This window comes from Paractinoplanes rhizophilus (genome assembly GCF_042664765.1).
In the GTDB taxonomy this organism is placed as follows: Bacteria; Actinomycetota; Actinomycetes; order Mycobacteriales; family Micromonosporaceae; genus Actinoplanes; species Actinoplanes rhizophilus.
Genome location: NZ_JBHTBJ010000006.1, coordinates 148,740 through 163,928 on the forward strand (window position 1 = coordinate 148,740; position 15,189 = coordinate 163,928).

Annotated in this window: 15 protein-coding genes; 7 read left to right on the forward strand and 8 right to left on the reverse strand. The window is 72.6% G+C overall.

What is annotated here, in order from left to right:
- Positions 1-10: 10 nt before the first annotated feature.
- Entirely contained in the window at positions 11-589 is a 579-nt protein-coding gene (locus tag ACFQS1_RS11390) for an ArsR/SmtB family transcription factor (protein WP_378966710.1), read from the reverse strand.
- Positions 590-659: 70 nt separating this feature from the next.
- Between ACFQS1_RS11390 and ACFQS1_RS11395 the strand changes: the two genes are divergently transcribed.
- Positions 660-1,184 carry an MmpS family transport accessory protein gene (locus ACFQS1_RS11395; RefSeq protein ID WP_378966712.1) on the forward strand — a complete coding sequence of 175 codons (525 nt, stop codon included), beginning with the start codon at positions 660-662 and terminating at the stop codon, positions 1,182-1,184.
- A 69-nt stretch (positions 1,185-1,253) separates the two neighbouring features.
- Here ACFQS1_RS11395 and ACFQS1_RS11400 read toward each other — a convergent pair whose 3' ends face one another.
- From ACFQS1_RS11400 to ACFQS1_RS11430, 7 genes are all read right to left on the reverse strand, one after another.
- Complete coding sequence (locus ACFQS1_RS11400) at positions 1,254-1,505, reverse strand: type B 50S ribosomal protein L31 (RefSeq protein WP_378966714.1); 252 nt, start codon at positions 1,503-1,505, stop codon at positions 1,254-1,256.
- 88 nt (positions 1,506-1,593) lie between these two features.
- Positions 1,594-2,322: an anti-sigma factor gene (locus tag ACFQS1_RS11405; protein ID WP_378966716.1), complete on the reverse strand. Its 729-nt coding sequence runs from the start codon at positions 2,320-2,322 to the stop codon at positions 1,594-1,596.
- A complete protein-coding gene (locus ACFQS1_RS11410; RefSeq protein WP_378966718.1) occupies positions 2,319-2,951 on the reverse strand; it encodes a sigma-70 family RNA polymerase sigma factor in 633 nt (210 codons plus the stop codon). Before ACFQS1_RS11410 ends, ACFQS1_RS11405 begins: the two co-directional genes overlap by 4 nt.
- An 85-nt stretch (positions 2,952-3,036) precedes the next feature.
- The gene (egtD, locus tag ACFQS1_RS11415) at positions 3,037-4,002 is read right to left on the reverse strand and encodes an L-histidine N(alpha)-methyltransferase (RefSeq protein ID WP_378966720.1); all 966 of its coding nucleotides are present in this window, start codon (positions 4,000-4,002) and stop codon (positions 3,037-3,039) included.
- Complete coding sequence (gene egtC, locus ACFQS1_RS11420) at positions 3,999-4,742, reverse strand: ergothioneine biosynthesis protein EgtC (protein WP_378966722.1); 744 nt, start codon at positions 4,740-4,742, stop codon at positions 3,999-4,001. The genes egtD and egtC overlap by 4 nt, the downstream gene beginning before the upstream one ends.
- Positions 4,742-6,049, reverse strand: a complete 1,308-nt coding sequence (gene egtB, locus ACFQS1_RS11425; protein ID WP_378966724.1) for an ergothioneine biosynthesis protein EgtB — start codon at positions 6,047-6,049, stop codon at positions 4,742-4,744. The genes egtC and egtB overlap by 1 nt, the downstream gene beginning before the upstream one ends.
- Positions 6,046-7,380, reverse strand: coding sequence for a glutamate-cysteine ligase family protein (locus ACFQS1_RS11430; RefSeq protein WP_378966726.1), 1,335 nt, complete (start codon positions 7,378-7,380; stop codon positions 6,046-6,048). Before ACFQS1_RS11430 ends, egtB begins: the two co-directional genes overlap by 4 nt.
- A gap of 242 nt (positions 7,381-7,622) precedes the next feature.
- On the opposite strand from ACFQS1_RS11430, the gene ACFQS1_RS11435 reads away from it, so the two are divergent.
- The 6 genes from ACFQS1_RS11435 to ACFQS1_RS11460 all read left to right on the forward strand — a co-directional run bounded on the left by ACFQS1_RS11435 (position 7,623) and on the right by ACFQS1_RS11460 (position 15,125).
- Complete coding sequence (locus ACFQS1_RS11435) at positions 7,623-9,899, forward strand: glycosyltransferase (protein WP_378966728.1); 2,277 nt, start codon at positions 7,623-7,625, stop codon at positions 9,897-9,899.
- A gap of 6 nt (positions 9,900-9,905) precedes the next feature.
- Positions 9,906-10,748, forward strand: coding sequence for a hypothetical protein (locus tag ACFQS1_RS11440; RefSeq protein WP_378966730.1), 843 nt, complete (start codon positions 9,906-9,908; stop codon positions 10,746-10,748).
- A complete protein-coding gene (locus ACFQS1_RS11445; RefSeq protein ID WP_378966732.1) occupies positions 10,741-12,366 on the forward strand; it encodes a hypothetical protein in 1,626 nt (541 codons plus the stop codon). The genes ACFQS1_RS11440 and ACFQS1_RS11445 overlap by 8 nt, the downstream gene beginning before the upstream one ends.
- Positions 12,367-12,478: 112 nt before the next feature.
- The gene (locus ACFQS1_RS11450; RefSeq protein ID WP_378966734.1) at positions 12,479-12,793 is read left to right on the forward strand and encodes a BrnT family toxin; all 315 of its coding nucleotides are present in this window, start codon (positions 12,479-12,481) and stop codon (positions 12,791-12,793) included.
- A complete protein-coding gene (locus ACFQS1_RS11455; protein ID WP_378966736.1) occupies positions 12,790-13,299 on the forward strand; it encodes a hypothetical protein in 510 nt (169 codons plus the stop codon). Before ACFQS1_RS11450 ends, ACFQS1_RS11455 begins: the two co-directional genes overlap by 4 nt.
- 152 nt (positions 13,300-13,451) lie before the next feature.
- The gene (locus tag ACFQS1_RS11460) at positions 13,452-15,125 is read left to right on the forward strand and encodes a phospholipase D-like domain-containing protein (protein ID WP_378966738.1); all 1,674 of its coding nucleotides are present in this window, start codon (positions 13,452-13,454) and stop codon (positions 15,123-15,125) included.
- Positions 15,126-15,189: the final 64 nt, after the last annotated feature.

Genomic DNA, 15,189 nt, shown 5'->3' on the forward strand with positions numbered 1-15,189 from the left:
GCACTGCCACTCACGGCGCGGCCGGCGGATCCGGCTCGCCGTGGTCGTCGGCGGTGGGGAACGCGTGGAAGATGACCGCGATGTGCCGGGCGCCGGAAGTGGCCGGACGGGGCTCGCGGTGCCATTTCGAGAGCAGCGCGAGGTACTCCTCGCCGAACTGGGCCAGCTCCGCGGGAGTCAGTGTGGTGCTGCCGTACGAGTGCTGGGCGGCGTCGGTGAATTCGCCGTACGCGTCACGGTCCTGGAGATAGGCGAGAAGCTCGCGCCCGGACCGCTCGAACCACTGCCGGCCCACCTCGTCGGCCGCCGCCGCGACCTCGGGGTCGTCGGCGGAGCGCGGCAGCCGGATGTCCTGCGGGATGGCCCGCCAGTAGCGCCGCCGCCCCCGGGACCGGGCGGTGTCCTCCGAGATGAAGCCGAATCGCTCGAGCTGGCGGAGGTGATAGCTGGTCGCGCCCCGGTCGGCGCCGAACTCCCCGGCGAGGTCGGCCGAGGTGGCCGGACCCTGCCGTTGGAGCCGGGTGAGCATCTGCTGCCGCAGCGGATGGGCGAGCGCCTTGAGCGCATCGACGTCGGTGAGAACTCGCACGTCTGAGAAGATATCTTTGCAAAGATTTCTTCTCAACTCCCGATGGCGGCCGGTTCCTACCCTGAGAGCCGTGGCGAACTTCGATCGAGAGTGGCCCGAGCCGTCGCCGGTGCCCGACGACCTCGTTCCGGCGCCCGCGCCCGAGGTGGCGCGGCGCGGCGGGACGCGGGTGGTCGCGGTCGTCGCCGGCCTCTCGCTCCTGCTCGCGGCCGGGATCGGGGCCGCGCTGACGTCGTGGCTGTCGTTGTCGCCGGCGCCGCCCGCCACCGCTCCGGCGGCTCCCCGCGAGCAGATCGAGGTCGCCCCGCCGCAGCCCGTGACCAGAACGGTCGTCTACGAGGTGTCGGGCAGCGCCGGCGACGTCGGCAGCGTTCAGTTCACCGACGAGGACGGCGACATCATCACCCGGAGCGGGGTGCCGTTGCCGTGGCGCACGACGTTCACGATGACCGGCGACCGCCGCCCGCTGGTCCTGGTCGCGCAGCGCAAGAAGGGCGGCACCGGCGAGGTGACTTGCTCCATCACGTACGGCGGAAAGGTTCTGACCACCGTCACGACGACCGGCCGCTACGCGTCTCCGCAGTGCTCGGCCTAACACCGTGCGGCCGGTGACACGAAGCGGCCGCCCTCGCGTGATCGCGAGGGCGGCCGCCACAAACCCCGATTACTTGCTGTACTTCGCGTACTTGGCGCGGAACTTCTCGATCCGGCCCGCGGTGTCGAGCACCCGGCCGCGGCCGGTCCAGAACGGGTGGCTGGCGGCGGAGATCTGCACGTCGACCACCGGGTAGGTCTTGCCATCCGACCACTCGACGGTCTTCTCGCTCCGCTCCGTCGAGCGGGTCAGGAACGCGAAGCCGGCGTCCCGGTCGCGGTACACGACGGGGTGGTAGTCGGGGTGGATTCCGGTCTTCATTGCTCAGCCCTCCATCGAGTCGCACCGGTGTAACGGGCCCGCCCACCCCGATATTTCGCCGGGATATGTGTCCTGCGAGACAGCGGGATCAGAGCTTCACGTCGGCCGCCAGGGGAGTCGTCGGGCTGGTCGAGCCGCCCGGCGGCTCGATCGAGACGCCCACGTCGGAGGCCTGGGACATGCCGTCGACGAACTCGACCGAGGTGGTCTGGCCGGGCGCGAGGGCGCCCTCGTTCACCGGCTGCTGGGAGCGGATCGTCCAGAGCTGATAGACCTTGCCCCCGGCCGGGGCGGAGCCGGCGGCCAGCATGATGACCCCGGCGTCGTGCAGCCTGGAGGAGGCGACCGTCACCCGGCCGCCGCCGGTCACCGGCTCCTCGCGGACCACGAGGTCGGGCGCGGCGAGCACGGCCCGCACGCGGGCCTCCGCGGCCTGAGCCGTCTCGGCGCGATCGTGCGCCCGGCGTACGCGATCGTTTTGGATCACCGACGCGACCGTCGCCGCGCCGGCGACCGCGACCACGACGGCCGCCGCGGCCGCGACCACCCGCAGGCGCCGGCGCGGCCGCGCGGCCCGCACCGGGGCCGGCGAGACCGGCGCGATCTGGCGGACCGAGGTGATCGCGGACAGGACGTTGTCGCGCAGGGCGGGCGGGGGAACCGACCAGGCGCCGTCGGCGAGACGGGCCGAGGCCTCGCGCAGCTCTTCGACGTCGGCGCGGCAGACGTCGCACTCGCGCAGGTGGCGCTCGAAGGTGGCGCGCTCGATGTCGTCCACCGCGTCGAGCACGTAGGGGCCGAGCAGACCGTGGATCATGCCGGCACCTCCGCACCGAGGCAGTCGCGGAGGCGGATGAGGCCGTCGCGCATGCGGGTCTTGACCGTCGGCAGTGGCGCGCCCAGCAGCTCGGCCACCTGCGGATAGGTGTGGCCCTGGTAGTAGGCGAGGGTCACCGCCTGGCGCTGCAGCTCGGTGAGGTCGCCGAGGCAGCGGCGGACCTGCTGGCGTTCCAGGCGGCCGGAGACCTCGTCGGCCACGCTGTCGTAGGGGATGTCCACCTGGGCGCGGCCGACGAAGGCGAGCCGCTCGGCCGCGGACTGCTCGGCGCGCACCCGGTCGACGGCCCGGCGGTGCGCGATCGTGCAGATCCACGACGTCGCCGAGCCGCGGGCCGGGTCGAAGCGGGCGGCGGTGCGCCACACCTCGACCAGCACCTCCTGCGCCACCTCCTCGGACTGCGCCGGATCGCGCAGCACCCGCCGGATCAGGCCGTAGACGCGCGGCGCGACCAGATCGTAGAGGCGGGCGAACGCCTTCTCGTCGCCGCGCGCCACCGCGCGCAGCAGATCGGCCGGCTCCGAGCCCTTCTCCGGCGCCTTCTCCGGGCCCGTGCCGGGCACCGCCGACAAATGATCGGGCCGGCGGCTGGTGCCGCGCTCCGCCATGGGTGTCCGCCCTTCGCCGAGTCCGGAAGCTTGCGCCTGGCATTCGTCGGCGAAGGGCGGACGGATGGGTGTGATTTCCGGGAAATCAGATCGCCCGGGCGAGCGACACCGCGAAGAGCCCGTCCCGGTCGGTCCACCAGTGGTCCAGCGCGAAGCCGGCCTCGGCCAGCTCCCGCTCGACGCCCTCGCGGCGGAACTTCGCGGACACCTCGGTGCGGATCTCCTCGCCGGCCGCGAAGCCGACCTCCAGGCCGACGCCGGGGATCGTGACCCGCATCGGCCAGCGGGCGCGCAGGCGCATCTCGATCCACTCCTGCTCGGGATCCCACAGCGCGACGTGGGCGAAGCCGTCCAGGTCGAAGTCGGCGCCGAGGCTGCCGTTGAGCACCCGCAGCACGTTGCGGTTGAACTCGGCGGTCACGCCCTGGGCGTCGTCGTAAGCGGGCACCACCACGCTCGGGCTCTTGACCAGGTCGGTGCCGAGCAGCAGGTGTTCGCCCGGCTCCAGCACCGAGCGCACATCCTCGAAGAACGTCCGGCGCTCCGCCGGGATCAGGTTGCCGATCGTGCCGCCGAGGAACGCGATCAGGCGGTTGCCCTCGGCCGGCAGGTGCTTGAGGTGACGGGTGAGGTCGCCGACGATGTTGTGCACCCGCAGGCCCGGGAAGTCCGCGGTGATCTGCTCGGCCGCCGCCTCCAGGGCGGTGGGGGAGACGTCCATCGGCACGAAGGTCGACAGCGTTCCCTCGGCCGTGAGCGCGTCGAGCAGCAACCGCGTCTTGGTCGAGTACCCGGAGCCCAGCTCGAGCAGCGCGGTGGCCCGGGTGTGCCGGGCGATCTCGGGCGCCCGGTCGGTGAGGATCTGGCGCTCGCAGCGGGTCGGGTAATACTCCGGCAGCTCGGTGATCAGCTCGAAGAGCTCGCTGCCCCGGGCGTCGTAGAACCACTTGGGCGGCAGCCATTTCGGCTCGTCGGTGAGGCCGGCGGTCACGTCGGCGCGAAGGGCGCGGGCGAGGTCGTCGGCGTCGAGATGGACTTCGAGCTCGTTCATGTCTCTCCCAGGACAGTGCTGGTCAGGTCGGTGGCGGTGGCGCGCAGCAGCGTCCCCTCGGGGACCGGGCGCCAGGCGGGACGGTCGTCGAGCGGCTCCGACGCCACCACCACCGCCCCGGGCAGATCGAGAACGGACAGGGCATGGCCGACGGCGGTCGCCACGAGCGACTCGCCGTCGGTCAGCAGCAGGTTGAGCCGGGATCCGGGAGCGGCCCGCAGCACGTCGGCCACCACCCCGGCCACCGCCTCGCCGGGCGGCGCGCCGGCCCGCAGCCGATCACGGACCAGGACCCACAGCAGCGCCGCGTCGGTCGGCGCGTCCAGCGTCAACAAGTCGACCGCCGGCAGCGTTCCGGCCAGTTTCTCCATCGAGGCGGGCCATCCGGCGACGACCCCGTTGTGGCTGAACAACCAGGGGCCGTCGCCGAACGGCGCGGCCGCGGTCTCGGTCACCGGCATGCCGACGGTCGCGCTGCGCACCGCCGCGAGCACGCCGGTCGACGCCACCGAGGCCGCGAGCCCCGGCAGCGCCGTGTCGCTCCAGATCGGGGTGGGCCGCCGGTAGCGCACCACCCCGGCCGGCGTGTGCCACCCGACGCCGAACCCGTCCGCGTTGATCGTCCCGCCGCCCCGCATGTCGCGCGGCGCCCAGGACTGCCGGACCAGCGCATGCGGCGGATCGAACAGCAGCTCGCGCAGGAGCATCGGGGGACCGAGATAGGCCAGGTGCCGGCACATCAGGCGTCCCGCGCGCAGCGGAACCCGCTGAAGATCTGCCGCCGGATCGGATAGTCCCAATTCCGGAACGTCCCCCGGCAGGCCGACCGGTCGGTGCCGAACGATCCGCCGCGCAGCACTTTGTATTCGCTGCCGAAGAACACCTCCGAGTACTCCCGATAGGGAAACGCCGCGAACCCCGGATAGCCGGTGAAGTCGGTCGCCACCCACTCCCAGACGTCCCCGATGAGCTGGTGGACCCCCAACGGCGAGACACCCATCGGGTACGCCCCGGCGGCGGCCGGACGCAAATGACGTTGTCCCAGGTTCGCGTGTTCGGGCGTGGGGGTGTCGTCGCCCCACGGGAAGCGCCGCGACCGCCCGGTCGCCGGGTCGAACCGGGCCGCCTTCTCCCACTCGGCCTCGGTCGGCAGCCGCTTGCCCGCCCACGCCGCATAGGCCTCGGCCTCGTAGAAACAGACGTGCACCACCGGCTCGTCCGGCACGACCGGCCGGATGCGGCCGAATTGGGTGGCGGACCAGCCGTCGCCGTCGCGCACCCAATGCAGCGGGGCGCGCAGACCGGCCGACTGGCGGTGATCCCACCCGGCCGTGCTCCACCACCGGGGGTCGTCGTAGCCGCCGTCGGCGATGAACGCGGCGTACTCCGCGTTGGTGACCGCGGCGCGGTCGATGTGGAACGCCGGCACGAAGACCTGGTGCGCCGGGCGCTCGTTGTCGAGGGCCCACGCCTCGGTGCTGGTGCCCATCGTGAACGGCCCGCCCGGGACCAGCACCTCACCGCGCACCGGCCCGGCCGCCGGCGGCGGCGGCGGGGCGTCGAGCACGGCCGGGCCGCCGCGCAGCTGGTGGGTGGCGAGCATGGTCTCGTCGTGCTGCTGCTCGTGCTGCACGATCATGCCGAACGCGAATCCCTGGTCGACCAGGGGCGTGCCCTCGAGGCGGCTGCGGGTGAGCACGTCGAGAGCCTTGTCGCGCACGGTCGCGACGTACCGGCGGGCCTCGCCCGGGGTGAGCAGCGGCAGCTGGGGCCGGTCGCGCCGGGGGTGTTTGAAGGCGTCGTAGAGCTCGTCGATGTCGCGGCGCACCGGCTCGCGCCCGCCGACGTCGCGGACCAGCCAGAGCTCCTCCTGGTTGCCGACGTGGGCCAGATCCCACACCAGCGGGGACATCAGCGGCGAGTGCTGCCGGACGAGGTCGCCCTCGTCGACGGCCTCGGTCAGCAGGGTGGTCCGGTCGCGGGCCCGGCCCAGCTCGGCCGCGACCAGGTCACGCAGCCGGTCGGCCTCAGTGGTTTCGAGAGTCATGACGTCTCCTTGGCGGCGACGGCGGCGGCGCTCAGGCGCCGGTCGACGGTTTCGATGACGTGGGTGCGGACGGACGGCGGCAGGCCGGGGCCGAGCCGGGCACAGGCCAGCTCGGCGAGGGCCGAGGCGGCGCGGCGCAACGCCGGGTCGGCGAGGCCGATCGAGTACGCGGTGTGCCAGCGCCCCGCGACCGGCAGCGCCAGCTCGAGCGCCGCCTCGGTGGTCGGCCGGTCGGCGAGCAGCGCGGTGAGCACGGCGACCGGCGCGAACCACTCGCCGCCCGGCTGGGCGTCGAGGTAGCGGACCTCCAGGTATCCCCGCGGACGCACCGGCGGGAACAGCGTGGACAGGTGGTACTCGACGTCGTCGGTGGTCGGCGGGCCGGGCAGCGCGCCGGCCACCCAGTCGGCCAGGGTCGCGCCGGGCGGCGGATCCCAGCGGCCGTGGTCGCGGCGCACGCAGATCAGCGGGGCCGACAACGCGTACCGCACCCAGCCGGCCGCCGGGTCGCCGGGCGGGCCCACCGGCGGATGGGTGAGCCGCGGATCCATCCCCCACCAGGCCGCCATGCGGGCCGAGGCCAGCCCGGTGTCCTGCCCGGCGTGCCGTGCCGAGTTGGCGAACAGGGCCAGCAGCGGCGGGCCCAGCGCCAGCGCCGCGCCCCAACGGGCGGGCAGCTCGGCCGCCGTGCCGGCGTCGAGGCAGATTTGCAGGCCCGCGGTGCTGCTCATCATGATCCGGCCGTGCCGGCCGCGGGCGTCGAAGAACCGCTCCATCGCCGCGTAGCGCGGCGTGTCCAGGATCCGTCGGGGCGGGCGGTGCGGGTCGATGCCGTGCTCGCCCAGGCGCAGGCCGGCGTCGTCGAGCACGGTGGTGAGGTGGGCGAGATCGGCGGTGACGGCCGCGTGCAGGGCGGCGGCCGAGCGGGCCGGGGCGGAGGAGATCTCCAGCTGGCCGCCGGGCTCGACGGTGAGAGAGCTGCCGGCGGGCAGGGGTGCTGTGCCGTGTCGAGTGCCTGATGCTGCGGGCGGCGGGGAGAACCCGTTCGCCGTCGGAGCTCTGCCTTTTCCGGCGCTCGGCGCCCGGGGCGGCGCGGAGAACCCGGGTGCGAGGGTGGCCGGGGCGTGCCGGCCGAGGGCTTGCCGCAGGGTTTCGCGGTCGAGTGGCGCGCGGGGCGCCGCGGTGTGGTGCACGGTCCATTCGAGCTCGGCGCCGATCAGCGCCGGTGGGCCGGTCTTGAAGCAGATGGCGCGGATGTGCGCCTCCACCTCCTCCTGAGTGCGCAGGCGGCGGCCGGTGGCCGCGGCCGCGTCGTGGTCGAGCGTCGTCATCGGACGGGCTCCCCTCGTCACGAACCGTAGGGTTGCGCTTACTTCGACGGAGATTACGGCGGAGGTACGACAACTTCGGGAATCCGGATCGTCCGGCGAGGACTGATCCAATCCGCTTCCTGCGCATTCGTCCCGATAGTGACCTGCGTCACGCGACCGGCCGGTTTGGCGGTGCCGCTAGGATCTGGGGTCATGCTGCGTCGCGTCTTCCGTGCCCACTCGACCGGAACCCAGCAGGGCACGTGGTGGTGACCCCGAGGCTCAGCATCGTCGTCCCGTTCTACAACGTCGAGCGCTACATCGCCGACTGCCTGGACTCCCTCGCGCGCCAGACGCTCGGCGACTTCGAGGTCATCCTCGTCGACGACGGGTCGAAGGATGCCAGCGTGGAGGCCGCCCGTGACTTCTGCGCGCGCGACGGCCGGTTCCGCATCGTCACGCAGGAAAATCAGGGCCTCGGCCCGGCCCGCAACACCGGCGTCCAGCACGCCCAGGGCGACTACCTGACGTTCGTGGACAGCGACGATCTGGTGCCGCGCCACGCGTACGAGATAATGGTCCGCTCCCTCGACGCGACCTCCTCGTCGCTCGCCGCGGGCAACGCCCGCCGTTTCAACAACACCTACGGCGTGCGCCAGTCGTATGTGCATCGCATCCCGTTCGCGGCGAACAAGCCCGCCACCCACGTCTTCGATCATCCGTCCCTCGCCACCGACCGGATGGTGTGGAACAAGGTGTACCGGCGCACGTTCTGGGATCAGTTCAAGTTCGAGTTCCCCGCCATCCGGTACGAGGACTACCCGATCACCCTGCGCGCCCACCTCGAGGCGATCACGGTCGACTGCGTGGCCGCGCCGGTCTACTACTGGCGCGAGCGCGAGTCCGGCGAGTCGATCACCCAGCTCAAGTTCCAGTACGGCAACCTGGCCGACCGGGTGACGTCGGCCGAGATGGTGCTCGACCTGCTCGACAAGCGGGCGCACGAGCTGCGCGGCCTGGTGCACCGGCACTTCGCCGAGATGGATCTGGCCACCATCGTGCAGGCGTTCGCGACCGCCGACGACGACGATCTCGGCCCGCTGGTCGCGCTCGGCCGCCGGCTCAGCTCCCGGCTGCTGCCCGAGGTGCTCGCCGAGGCCACCACCTTCCAGCGGCTGGAATACGAAGCGCTCGAGGCGGGCGACACCGATCTGCTGCGCCGGCTGGCCCGGTTCCGCGCCGAGAACCACCGCCGGGTCGAGGCCGTGCGCCACCCCACCCTGCCGTGGCGCTACGAGAGCCAGTATCCGGGCCTGCGCGACTCCCAGCTCCCGTCCTCGTACTACCGGCTGCCCCGGGCCGAGCTCGCCGTGCGCACCTCGGTGACCGCGCTCGACTGGACCGGCGACGACCTCGTCCTGCACGGCACCGCCGAGATCGCCCACCTGCCGGTCGACACCACCAACACCACGCTGCGGCTGGCGCTGGTCTGCGGCCGCCGCGAGCACCGCCTGCCGGTCACCCTCACCGACCGGCCGGGCCCGGAGGAGCCGCTCGCCTTCGAGACCCGCATCCCGCGGCGCGTGATCGCCGGGCTGCCCGACTGGGCCAAGTCGGCCTGGATAGCGGTCGACATGCGCTCCGGCTGGGTGCGGCGCCGCGACGCGCTCACCCCGGGCGGCCTGGGGTATCCGCTCGGCGACCGGGTCGGCGGCAAGTGGGTCCAGCCGGTGCGCACGCCCGACGGCCGGCTGACCCTCCAGTTGCGCTCGGGCACGCCCGAGCTCACCGCGGCCGGCGTGGACGGCGACGACCTGGTGCTGACCGGCCGCATCCCGGCCCGGCTGAGCCGGCCGGAGCTGCGGCTGACCCGCTCGGCCGGCGACATCGTCGTCCCGCTGCGCCGCGAGCGCGGCGTCGTGGCGCCCGGGCAGCGCGAGGTCACCATGGACGACTTCACCGCCCGGGTCGCGCTGGACGACCTGATCGACGCGGTCAACCCGGACGACCCGTTCCTCGACCGCACGGTGCTGGTGCCGCGCATCCACGACGGCGCCGACCAGACGCTACTGCTGATCACCGGCCTGCGCGCGGGCGTGATGGCGGCCCGCGGCGGCCGGGTGATCACCGTGTCCCGCTCCCCGGGCCAGTACCTCAACCTCATCGAGGGCCCGGCCCGGGTCACCGCCGACCGGATCGAGCGGTCGGCCGACACCCGGCGGCTCACGGTATCCGGCCCGCGCTGGCCCGGCGTCTCGTACGACCGGATCACCTGGCGGCGGTTCCTGCCCAACTCGGACGAGGGGATCGACGCGCCCTGCGCGATCACCCTCGGCGACGACCGCTGGTCGGCCGAGGCCGACGCCGGCGCGATGACCGGCGTCGGCGACGCGCCCAACTGGACGCTGTTCGCCGACCCGGGCGACGCCACGCCGTACGCTGTGCAGACCGACTCCTTCCTGCTGGCGCGCCTGCCGCTGCGGGTGGGGCCGTTCACGCTGCGACCGCGTTCCGGCATCCTGCACCTGGAAACGGACTGATCGGCCATGCATCACCACAACTTCTACTACGGCCAGCAGCACATCCTGGCCCGGTACTGCGGGCTGGACGACCAGTTCCCGCCGCGGATCCCGGGGTACCTCCAGCACGGCTGGAACGTGGGGTGCGGCTGGAACCCCGTACACGAATTCTTCGACGGCGCCTGGCGTTTCGTCTGGAGCGACGCGCCCCGCCGGCGCGGCCACGCTCTCGGCCGGCGCAACTACGCCGTGACCGGCGCGCCGATGCTGTATCTGATGGACCTGGAACCGGATCTCGGCCGGGTGCCCGACGCCGAGCGCAAGGGCACGCTGTGGTTCCTGTTCCACGGGTGGGACGCGCCCGGCATGGGCGCCAAGATCCACGGCGACCACCAGCGGCTGATCGACGAGATCAAGGAGACCGAGACCGAGCCGGTCACCATCAGCCTGTATTACACCGAGTACGAGCGGCCCGAGGTGCGCCGCGTCTACGAGGACGCCGGCTTCGACGTGATCTGCTTCGGCAAGCGCGGCTGGAACTACGAGGGCACCGACCGTCAGTTCCTCTACAAGCAGCTCAAGGCGTTCCGCCGATACAAGCGAGTGGCGTCCAACCGGCTGGCGACCGCCATCTTCTACGGCGTGGCGGCCGGTTGCGAGCCGGCCGTGTACGGCGACGCGATGGAGCTCGAGGGCGACAACCCGCTCTTCGGCGGCCAGACCCGCATCGCCCGGCTCTGGGGCGACATGCTCGGCAAGGACATCGACCTGGCGACCGCCCGGGCCATCACCGACGACGAGCTCGGCAAGGCATGGATGATGCCGCCGGCCGAGATGCGCATGCTCTTCGATTGGAACCAGCGTGACTGACAGCGCCCCGACCCCCGCCGTCGAGATCGTCCGCGGCGAGCTCCAGCCGTGGACCGACTACACCGGCTACCGCGCGCCGGCCGGCGGCCCCACCCTGCTGGCCCTGCTCGACGACCTGCTGCCGGCCTCCATCGACCGGGCCCTGATCGCCGGGCCGCACACCACCGAGCTGATCTCGCTGGTCGCCGCCCGCGCGGCGGCGCTCACCGTGCTCGTCCGCTCGGTCAGCGACGCGCAGGAGCTGCGCGCCGCGATCCCGTCGCCGGCGGTCACCGTGATCACCGGCGCGCTCGACGGCCTGGTCGGCGTCGCGCCGTTCGACGTGGTCATCGCGGCCGACGGCCTCGACCGGGTGCTCGGCGCCGACTCGCCCGCGCTGAACTGGCCGCAGCGGCTCGCCGAGCTGCGCCGCCTGTGCGCCGGCGGCGCGCTGGCCGTCGTCGCGGTCGAGAACGAGTTCGCGCTGACCGGGCTCTACGATCGGCGCCCGCTCGACGCCCGGCACGGCGACGACGAGTGGCGGCCGCTGCACGACGATCCCGAGCGCCCCACCTCCCCGGCCCAGGTGACCGCCGCGCTCGGCGATGGGCTGACCCGGCTCTACGCCGCCTTCGACGAGGCCGGCACCATCCACACCCTGCTCGACGTCGAGGCGGCGGCCGCGACCCGGCCCGGCCGGCCCGGCGCCTCGCTCGCGGTCACCGGGCTGGCCGCCGCCGCGGGGCACACGCCGCTGCTCGCCTCGGTCGGCGACGGGGCTTCCGCCGCCGCGCGGGCCGGTCTGCTGGGCGCGGTCGCGCCCGGCTGGCTCGCGGTGCTCGGCGACGGCGGGGCGACCCACACCGCGTACGCGCCCGGCGTGCTGCTCGCCGACCTGGACGAGACCGGGTGGACCCTGAGCGTCAGCGGTTCCGCCCCGGTCGTCTACGCCAGCCGGCTGCCGGACACCGAGTCGGTGGAGACCCTGCTGTTCCGCCTGGCCGCGGCCGAGGACGTGCCCGGCTTCCGCGCCTTCGCCGCCCGGCTCGGCGAGTGGGGCGGCGCGGCCGAGGGCCTGATCCTCCTCGACGACCTGTTCCCCGACGACGGTGGCTTCACCCGCGGCGTGCGCGGCCTGGTGCCGGTCGAGAACGACGGCCGGGCCGAGCTGCTGGCGGCCGCCTACCATCGCCTGCGCGACCGGCTGGTCCGCGCCCACCGCCGCCACCCGTGGCCGCCGTGGACCGTCGAGAGCGACGACTTGGTCGCCACCTGGCTGGGCATGTCCGGCATCGAGGCCACCCCGGGCGTCCTCAAGCGCGGCCGCGAGATCGCCGACCGGCTCGCCGAGCCGCCCGCCGACGAGCCCGACCTGCGCACCGTCCTCGCCGACGCCGAGGCCGACCGGCTCCGGGCCGTCGAGCTGGCCGGCAAGGTCTTCGGCCTGGAGCGCACGATGCGCTTCCGCGACCAGAGCCTGCGCACCCGCGAGCAGCAGCTCCGCACGATCCGCGACGAGCTGCGCAAGCTCCGCAACTCGCCGGCCATGCGCCTGCACGAGGTGACCCGGAAGGTCGCGAAGGTCCGTCATCCGCGGCAGTTCGCCCGCGCCCTGAAGAGGCGGCTCCGCAAGGGCTGAACCCCACGGTTCACACGGCTACCACGACGGCTCCGCGACATCGCGGAGCCGTCGTCGTATGTACGCAAGCGCCCGTTTGCGCGCACCATGCGGCTCCGGGACGAGGATTTGCTTGATCTTGATTGCCGGTCGTATGTATTACGCCGTGGTACATTGGACCAACGGAGTCATTCTCTGGACCGGCACATCCGAAGATCACATCGCCAAGCACAACGTCACCCCCGACGAGGTGGAGGAGGTTCTTTATGGCCGTCCACGTCTTCGGGTTCCGGGCCGGCAAAGCACCTACCTCGTGCTCGGGCAGACCGCCGCGGGGCGTTATCTGCTGATCGTCACCGCTCGGTCCGGCGAGGATCAGATCTATATCGTGACCGCGCGAGACATGAAGGAGAACGAGCGTCGCTTGTTCGCACGGAAGGGGCGATGACGGTGGCCGATTTCGATGAGTCCCGTTTCGGTGAGACCCGGGAACACTACGACGAGCACGATGTCGGCGACGAGGTCGAGTCGGCCGTGGCCGAGGGGGCTGCTGTCTGGGACGAGACGTCCGCCGACGACCCGCTCGTGGGAACGTCGCTGCGGCTTCACCGGTCGCTCCTGCACGAGATTCGCACCGCCGCGGCGGCGGAGCATGTGCCGGTCTCGATGTTCATGCGGACTCTGCTGATCGAGGCGCTGGCGGCCCGGCGGGAGGCCGGCGCCGCGCATCTGGCCGAGGAATTGTCCTCGGTGCGGCGCGACATCGACGAGCTCCGGGGACTGATTCTGGAAAGCGCCCGGGCCTCCAGGAATGCGGGCCGCCTCCGATACTCCCGGCAAGCCAGAATTCTCAAGAGGCCCAAGCCGTTGCCGTCGCTGACGGTTCCGGTCGATCCCCGGGCAGGGCGAGCGCCCACGCATTCCGGCGACAGCCGCGATGCCCGCCACGGCTGACGACCGCCCGGGCGTTCGCCCGCGGGGCGCCATAGTCCGATGTGGCCCGGCGTGAGCCGGTAGCAACCCGGGAGCCCGGCTCGTGTCGGAATGCGGACGGCCTGGTGCGGGCGCCGGCGTGCGACGATGACCTGGTCTGCTGGGGGGCGGCCATGAAGGTCAGGGTCTATCACAACGGCGACGACGTCTTCATCGCGTGGAAGCCGGACGGGTTCATCGCCGACTGTCGCGGGTTCGGCCTGCTGCGGCGCCGCAACGGGGTCGAAGAGGTGGTCAGCACCTGGGTCGGCTTCGAGGGCGAGCGGGTCGCCGACGGCGAGCGCCGGGCCTCGACGAACTGGCCGATCCAGAAGTACCAGTGGACCGACTTCATGGCCGACCCGGGCGACGAGCTCGCCTACCGCGTGCTGCCGATGGTCGGGCCGGACAAGGACAACCTGCGCCCCGACACGGACAACGCGAGCGACTGGACCGAGCCGGTCGTGCTGTCGCACGCGGTGTCCCCGGGCATCGAGGTGCTGTTCAACCGGGGCATCGTGGCCTCGCAGTGGGTCTCGCGGCGGCTCGGCGTCACCGGACACGACCTGCAGAACGAATACCTCGACCGGATGATCGCCACGCCCGGCGACAAGCTGCGCGAATACCTCGCCGGCCCGCTGGGCGACCGGCTCTTCGGGCTGCTGGCCGAGGCGGCCACGGCGGGCCGGACGGTGCACGCCGCGCTCTACGAGCTGGACGACCCGCAGCTGACCGGCGCCCTGGTCCGGCTCGGTGCGCGCGCGCACGTGGTGCTGGCGAACGGCAGCGTCGACAAGAAGGGCCAGGACCAGAACGCCGAGGGCCGGGCCGCGCTGGCGGCCGGCCAGGTCGACGTGTACGACCGGATGACCGCGCCCCGGGCCCTGGGCCACAACAAGTTCCTGGTGATCGGCGACGACGACGGCACGCCCCGCTGGGTGTGGACCGGCAGCCAGAACTGGACCATGACCGGGCTGTGCACGCAGGCCAACAACTCGGTGCTGATCGACGACCCGCGGCTGGCCGCGGAGTATCGCGCCCAGTGGGATCTCCTGCGCGAGGCGGGCGCCGCGACGCCGGCGTCGCTGAGACAGGCCAACACGGCGCCGCGCGATCAGCAGGTGGGCAAGGCGGGCGTACGCCTGTGGTTCACCCCGACGATCGAGCACGCCGACCTGGTCGACGCCCGCAAGATCGTGGCCGGCGCGCAGCAGGCCGTGCTGTTCCTCATGTTCAACCCCGGCCCGCGCGAGTCGCTGCTGAACGCGATCCTCGACCTGGCCCGCTCGCCGCACGCCGGGAAGCGGCTGTACTTCCGCGGTGTGCTCAACCAGGACCCGAGCACCAAGCCCAACCCGGTCGGCCTGTTCGACCAGAGCAACCGTGAGTACGCCGACTACGACGTGGTGCTGCCGGCGGCGATCGACCAGGCCACCGAGTTCTTCCGGGCCGAGCTTAAGAAGCTCGACCGGGCGTTCGCCATGGTGCACAGCAAGGTGATCGTCGTCGACCCGTTCGGCGACCGCCCGGCGGTGATCACCGGCTCGCACAACCTCGGCCCCCGGGCGAGTGGCACCAACGACGAGAACCTGCTGGTGATCCGGGACGCGCCCGGGGTGGCCGGCGCGTATGCCACGAACATCATGAGCGTCTACAACCAGTACCGGTGGCGCTTCCGGCGGCAGATCCAGCCGGCCGCGAAGCGATGGAAGGGCCTGGTCGACCGGGACAGCTGGCAGAACTGGTACCTCAAGGAGGGCGGCCCGGCGCGGCGCGAGATCGACTTCTGGGTGGGCGCCGGCGGCTGATCGATCTGAACGAATTCCGCGCCCGGCCCGTACTGGTCTTCGGCAGCGCAGCCGGAGGACCGGA

Excerpts from the sequence above, each read along its gene's own strand:
- egtC (WP_378966722.1), bottom strand. The coding sequence starts at position 4,742 with ATGTGCCGGCACCTGGCCTATCTCGGTCCCCCGATGCTCCTGCGCGAG.
- egtD (WP_378966720.1), bottom strand. The coding sequence starts at position 4,002 with ATGAACGAGCTCGAAGTCCATCTCGACGCCGACGACCTCGCCCGCGCC.
- ACFQS1_RS11400 (WP_378966714.1), bottom strand. The coding sequence starts at position 1,505 with ATGAAGACCGGAATCCACCCCGACTACCACCCCGTCGTGTACCGCGAC.
- egtB (WP_378966724.1), bottom strand. The coding sequence starts at position 6,049 with ATGACTCTCGAAACCACTGAGGCCGACCGGCTGCGTGACCTGGTCGCG.
- ACFQS1_RS11410 (WP_378966718.1), bottom strand. The coding sequence starts at position 2,951 with ATGGCGGAGCGCGGCACCAGCCGCCGGCCCGATCATTTGTCGGCGGTG.
- ACFQS1_RS11455 (WP_378966736.1), top strand. The coding sequence starts at position 12,790 with ATGACGGTGGCCGATTTCGATGAGTCCCGTTTCGGTGAGACCCGGGAA.
- ACFQS1_RS11405 (WP_378966716.1), bottom strand. The coding sequence starts at position 2,322 with ATGATCCACGGTCTGCTCGGCCCCTACGTGCTCGACGCGGTGGACGAC.
- ACFQS1_RS11460 (WP_378966738.1), top strand. The coding sequence starts at position 13,452 with ATGAAGGTCAGGGTCTATCACAACGGCGACGACGTCTTCATCGCGTGG.
- ACFQS1_RS11430 (WP_378966726.1), bottom strand. The coding sequence starts at position 7,380 with ATGACGACGCTCGACCACGACGCGGCCGCGGCCACCGGCCGCCGCCTG.
- ACFQS1_RS11440 (WP_378966730.1), top strand. The coding sequence starts at position 9,906 with ATGCATCACCACAACTTCTACTACGGCCAGCAGCACATCCTGGCCCGG.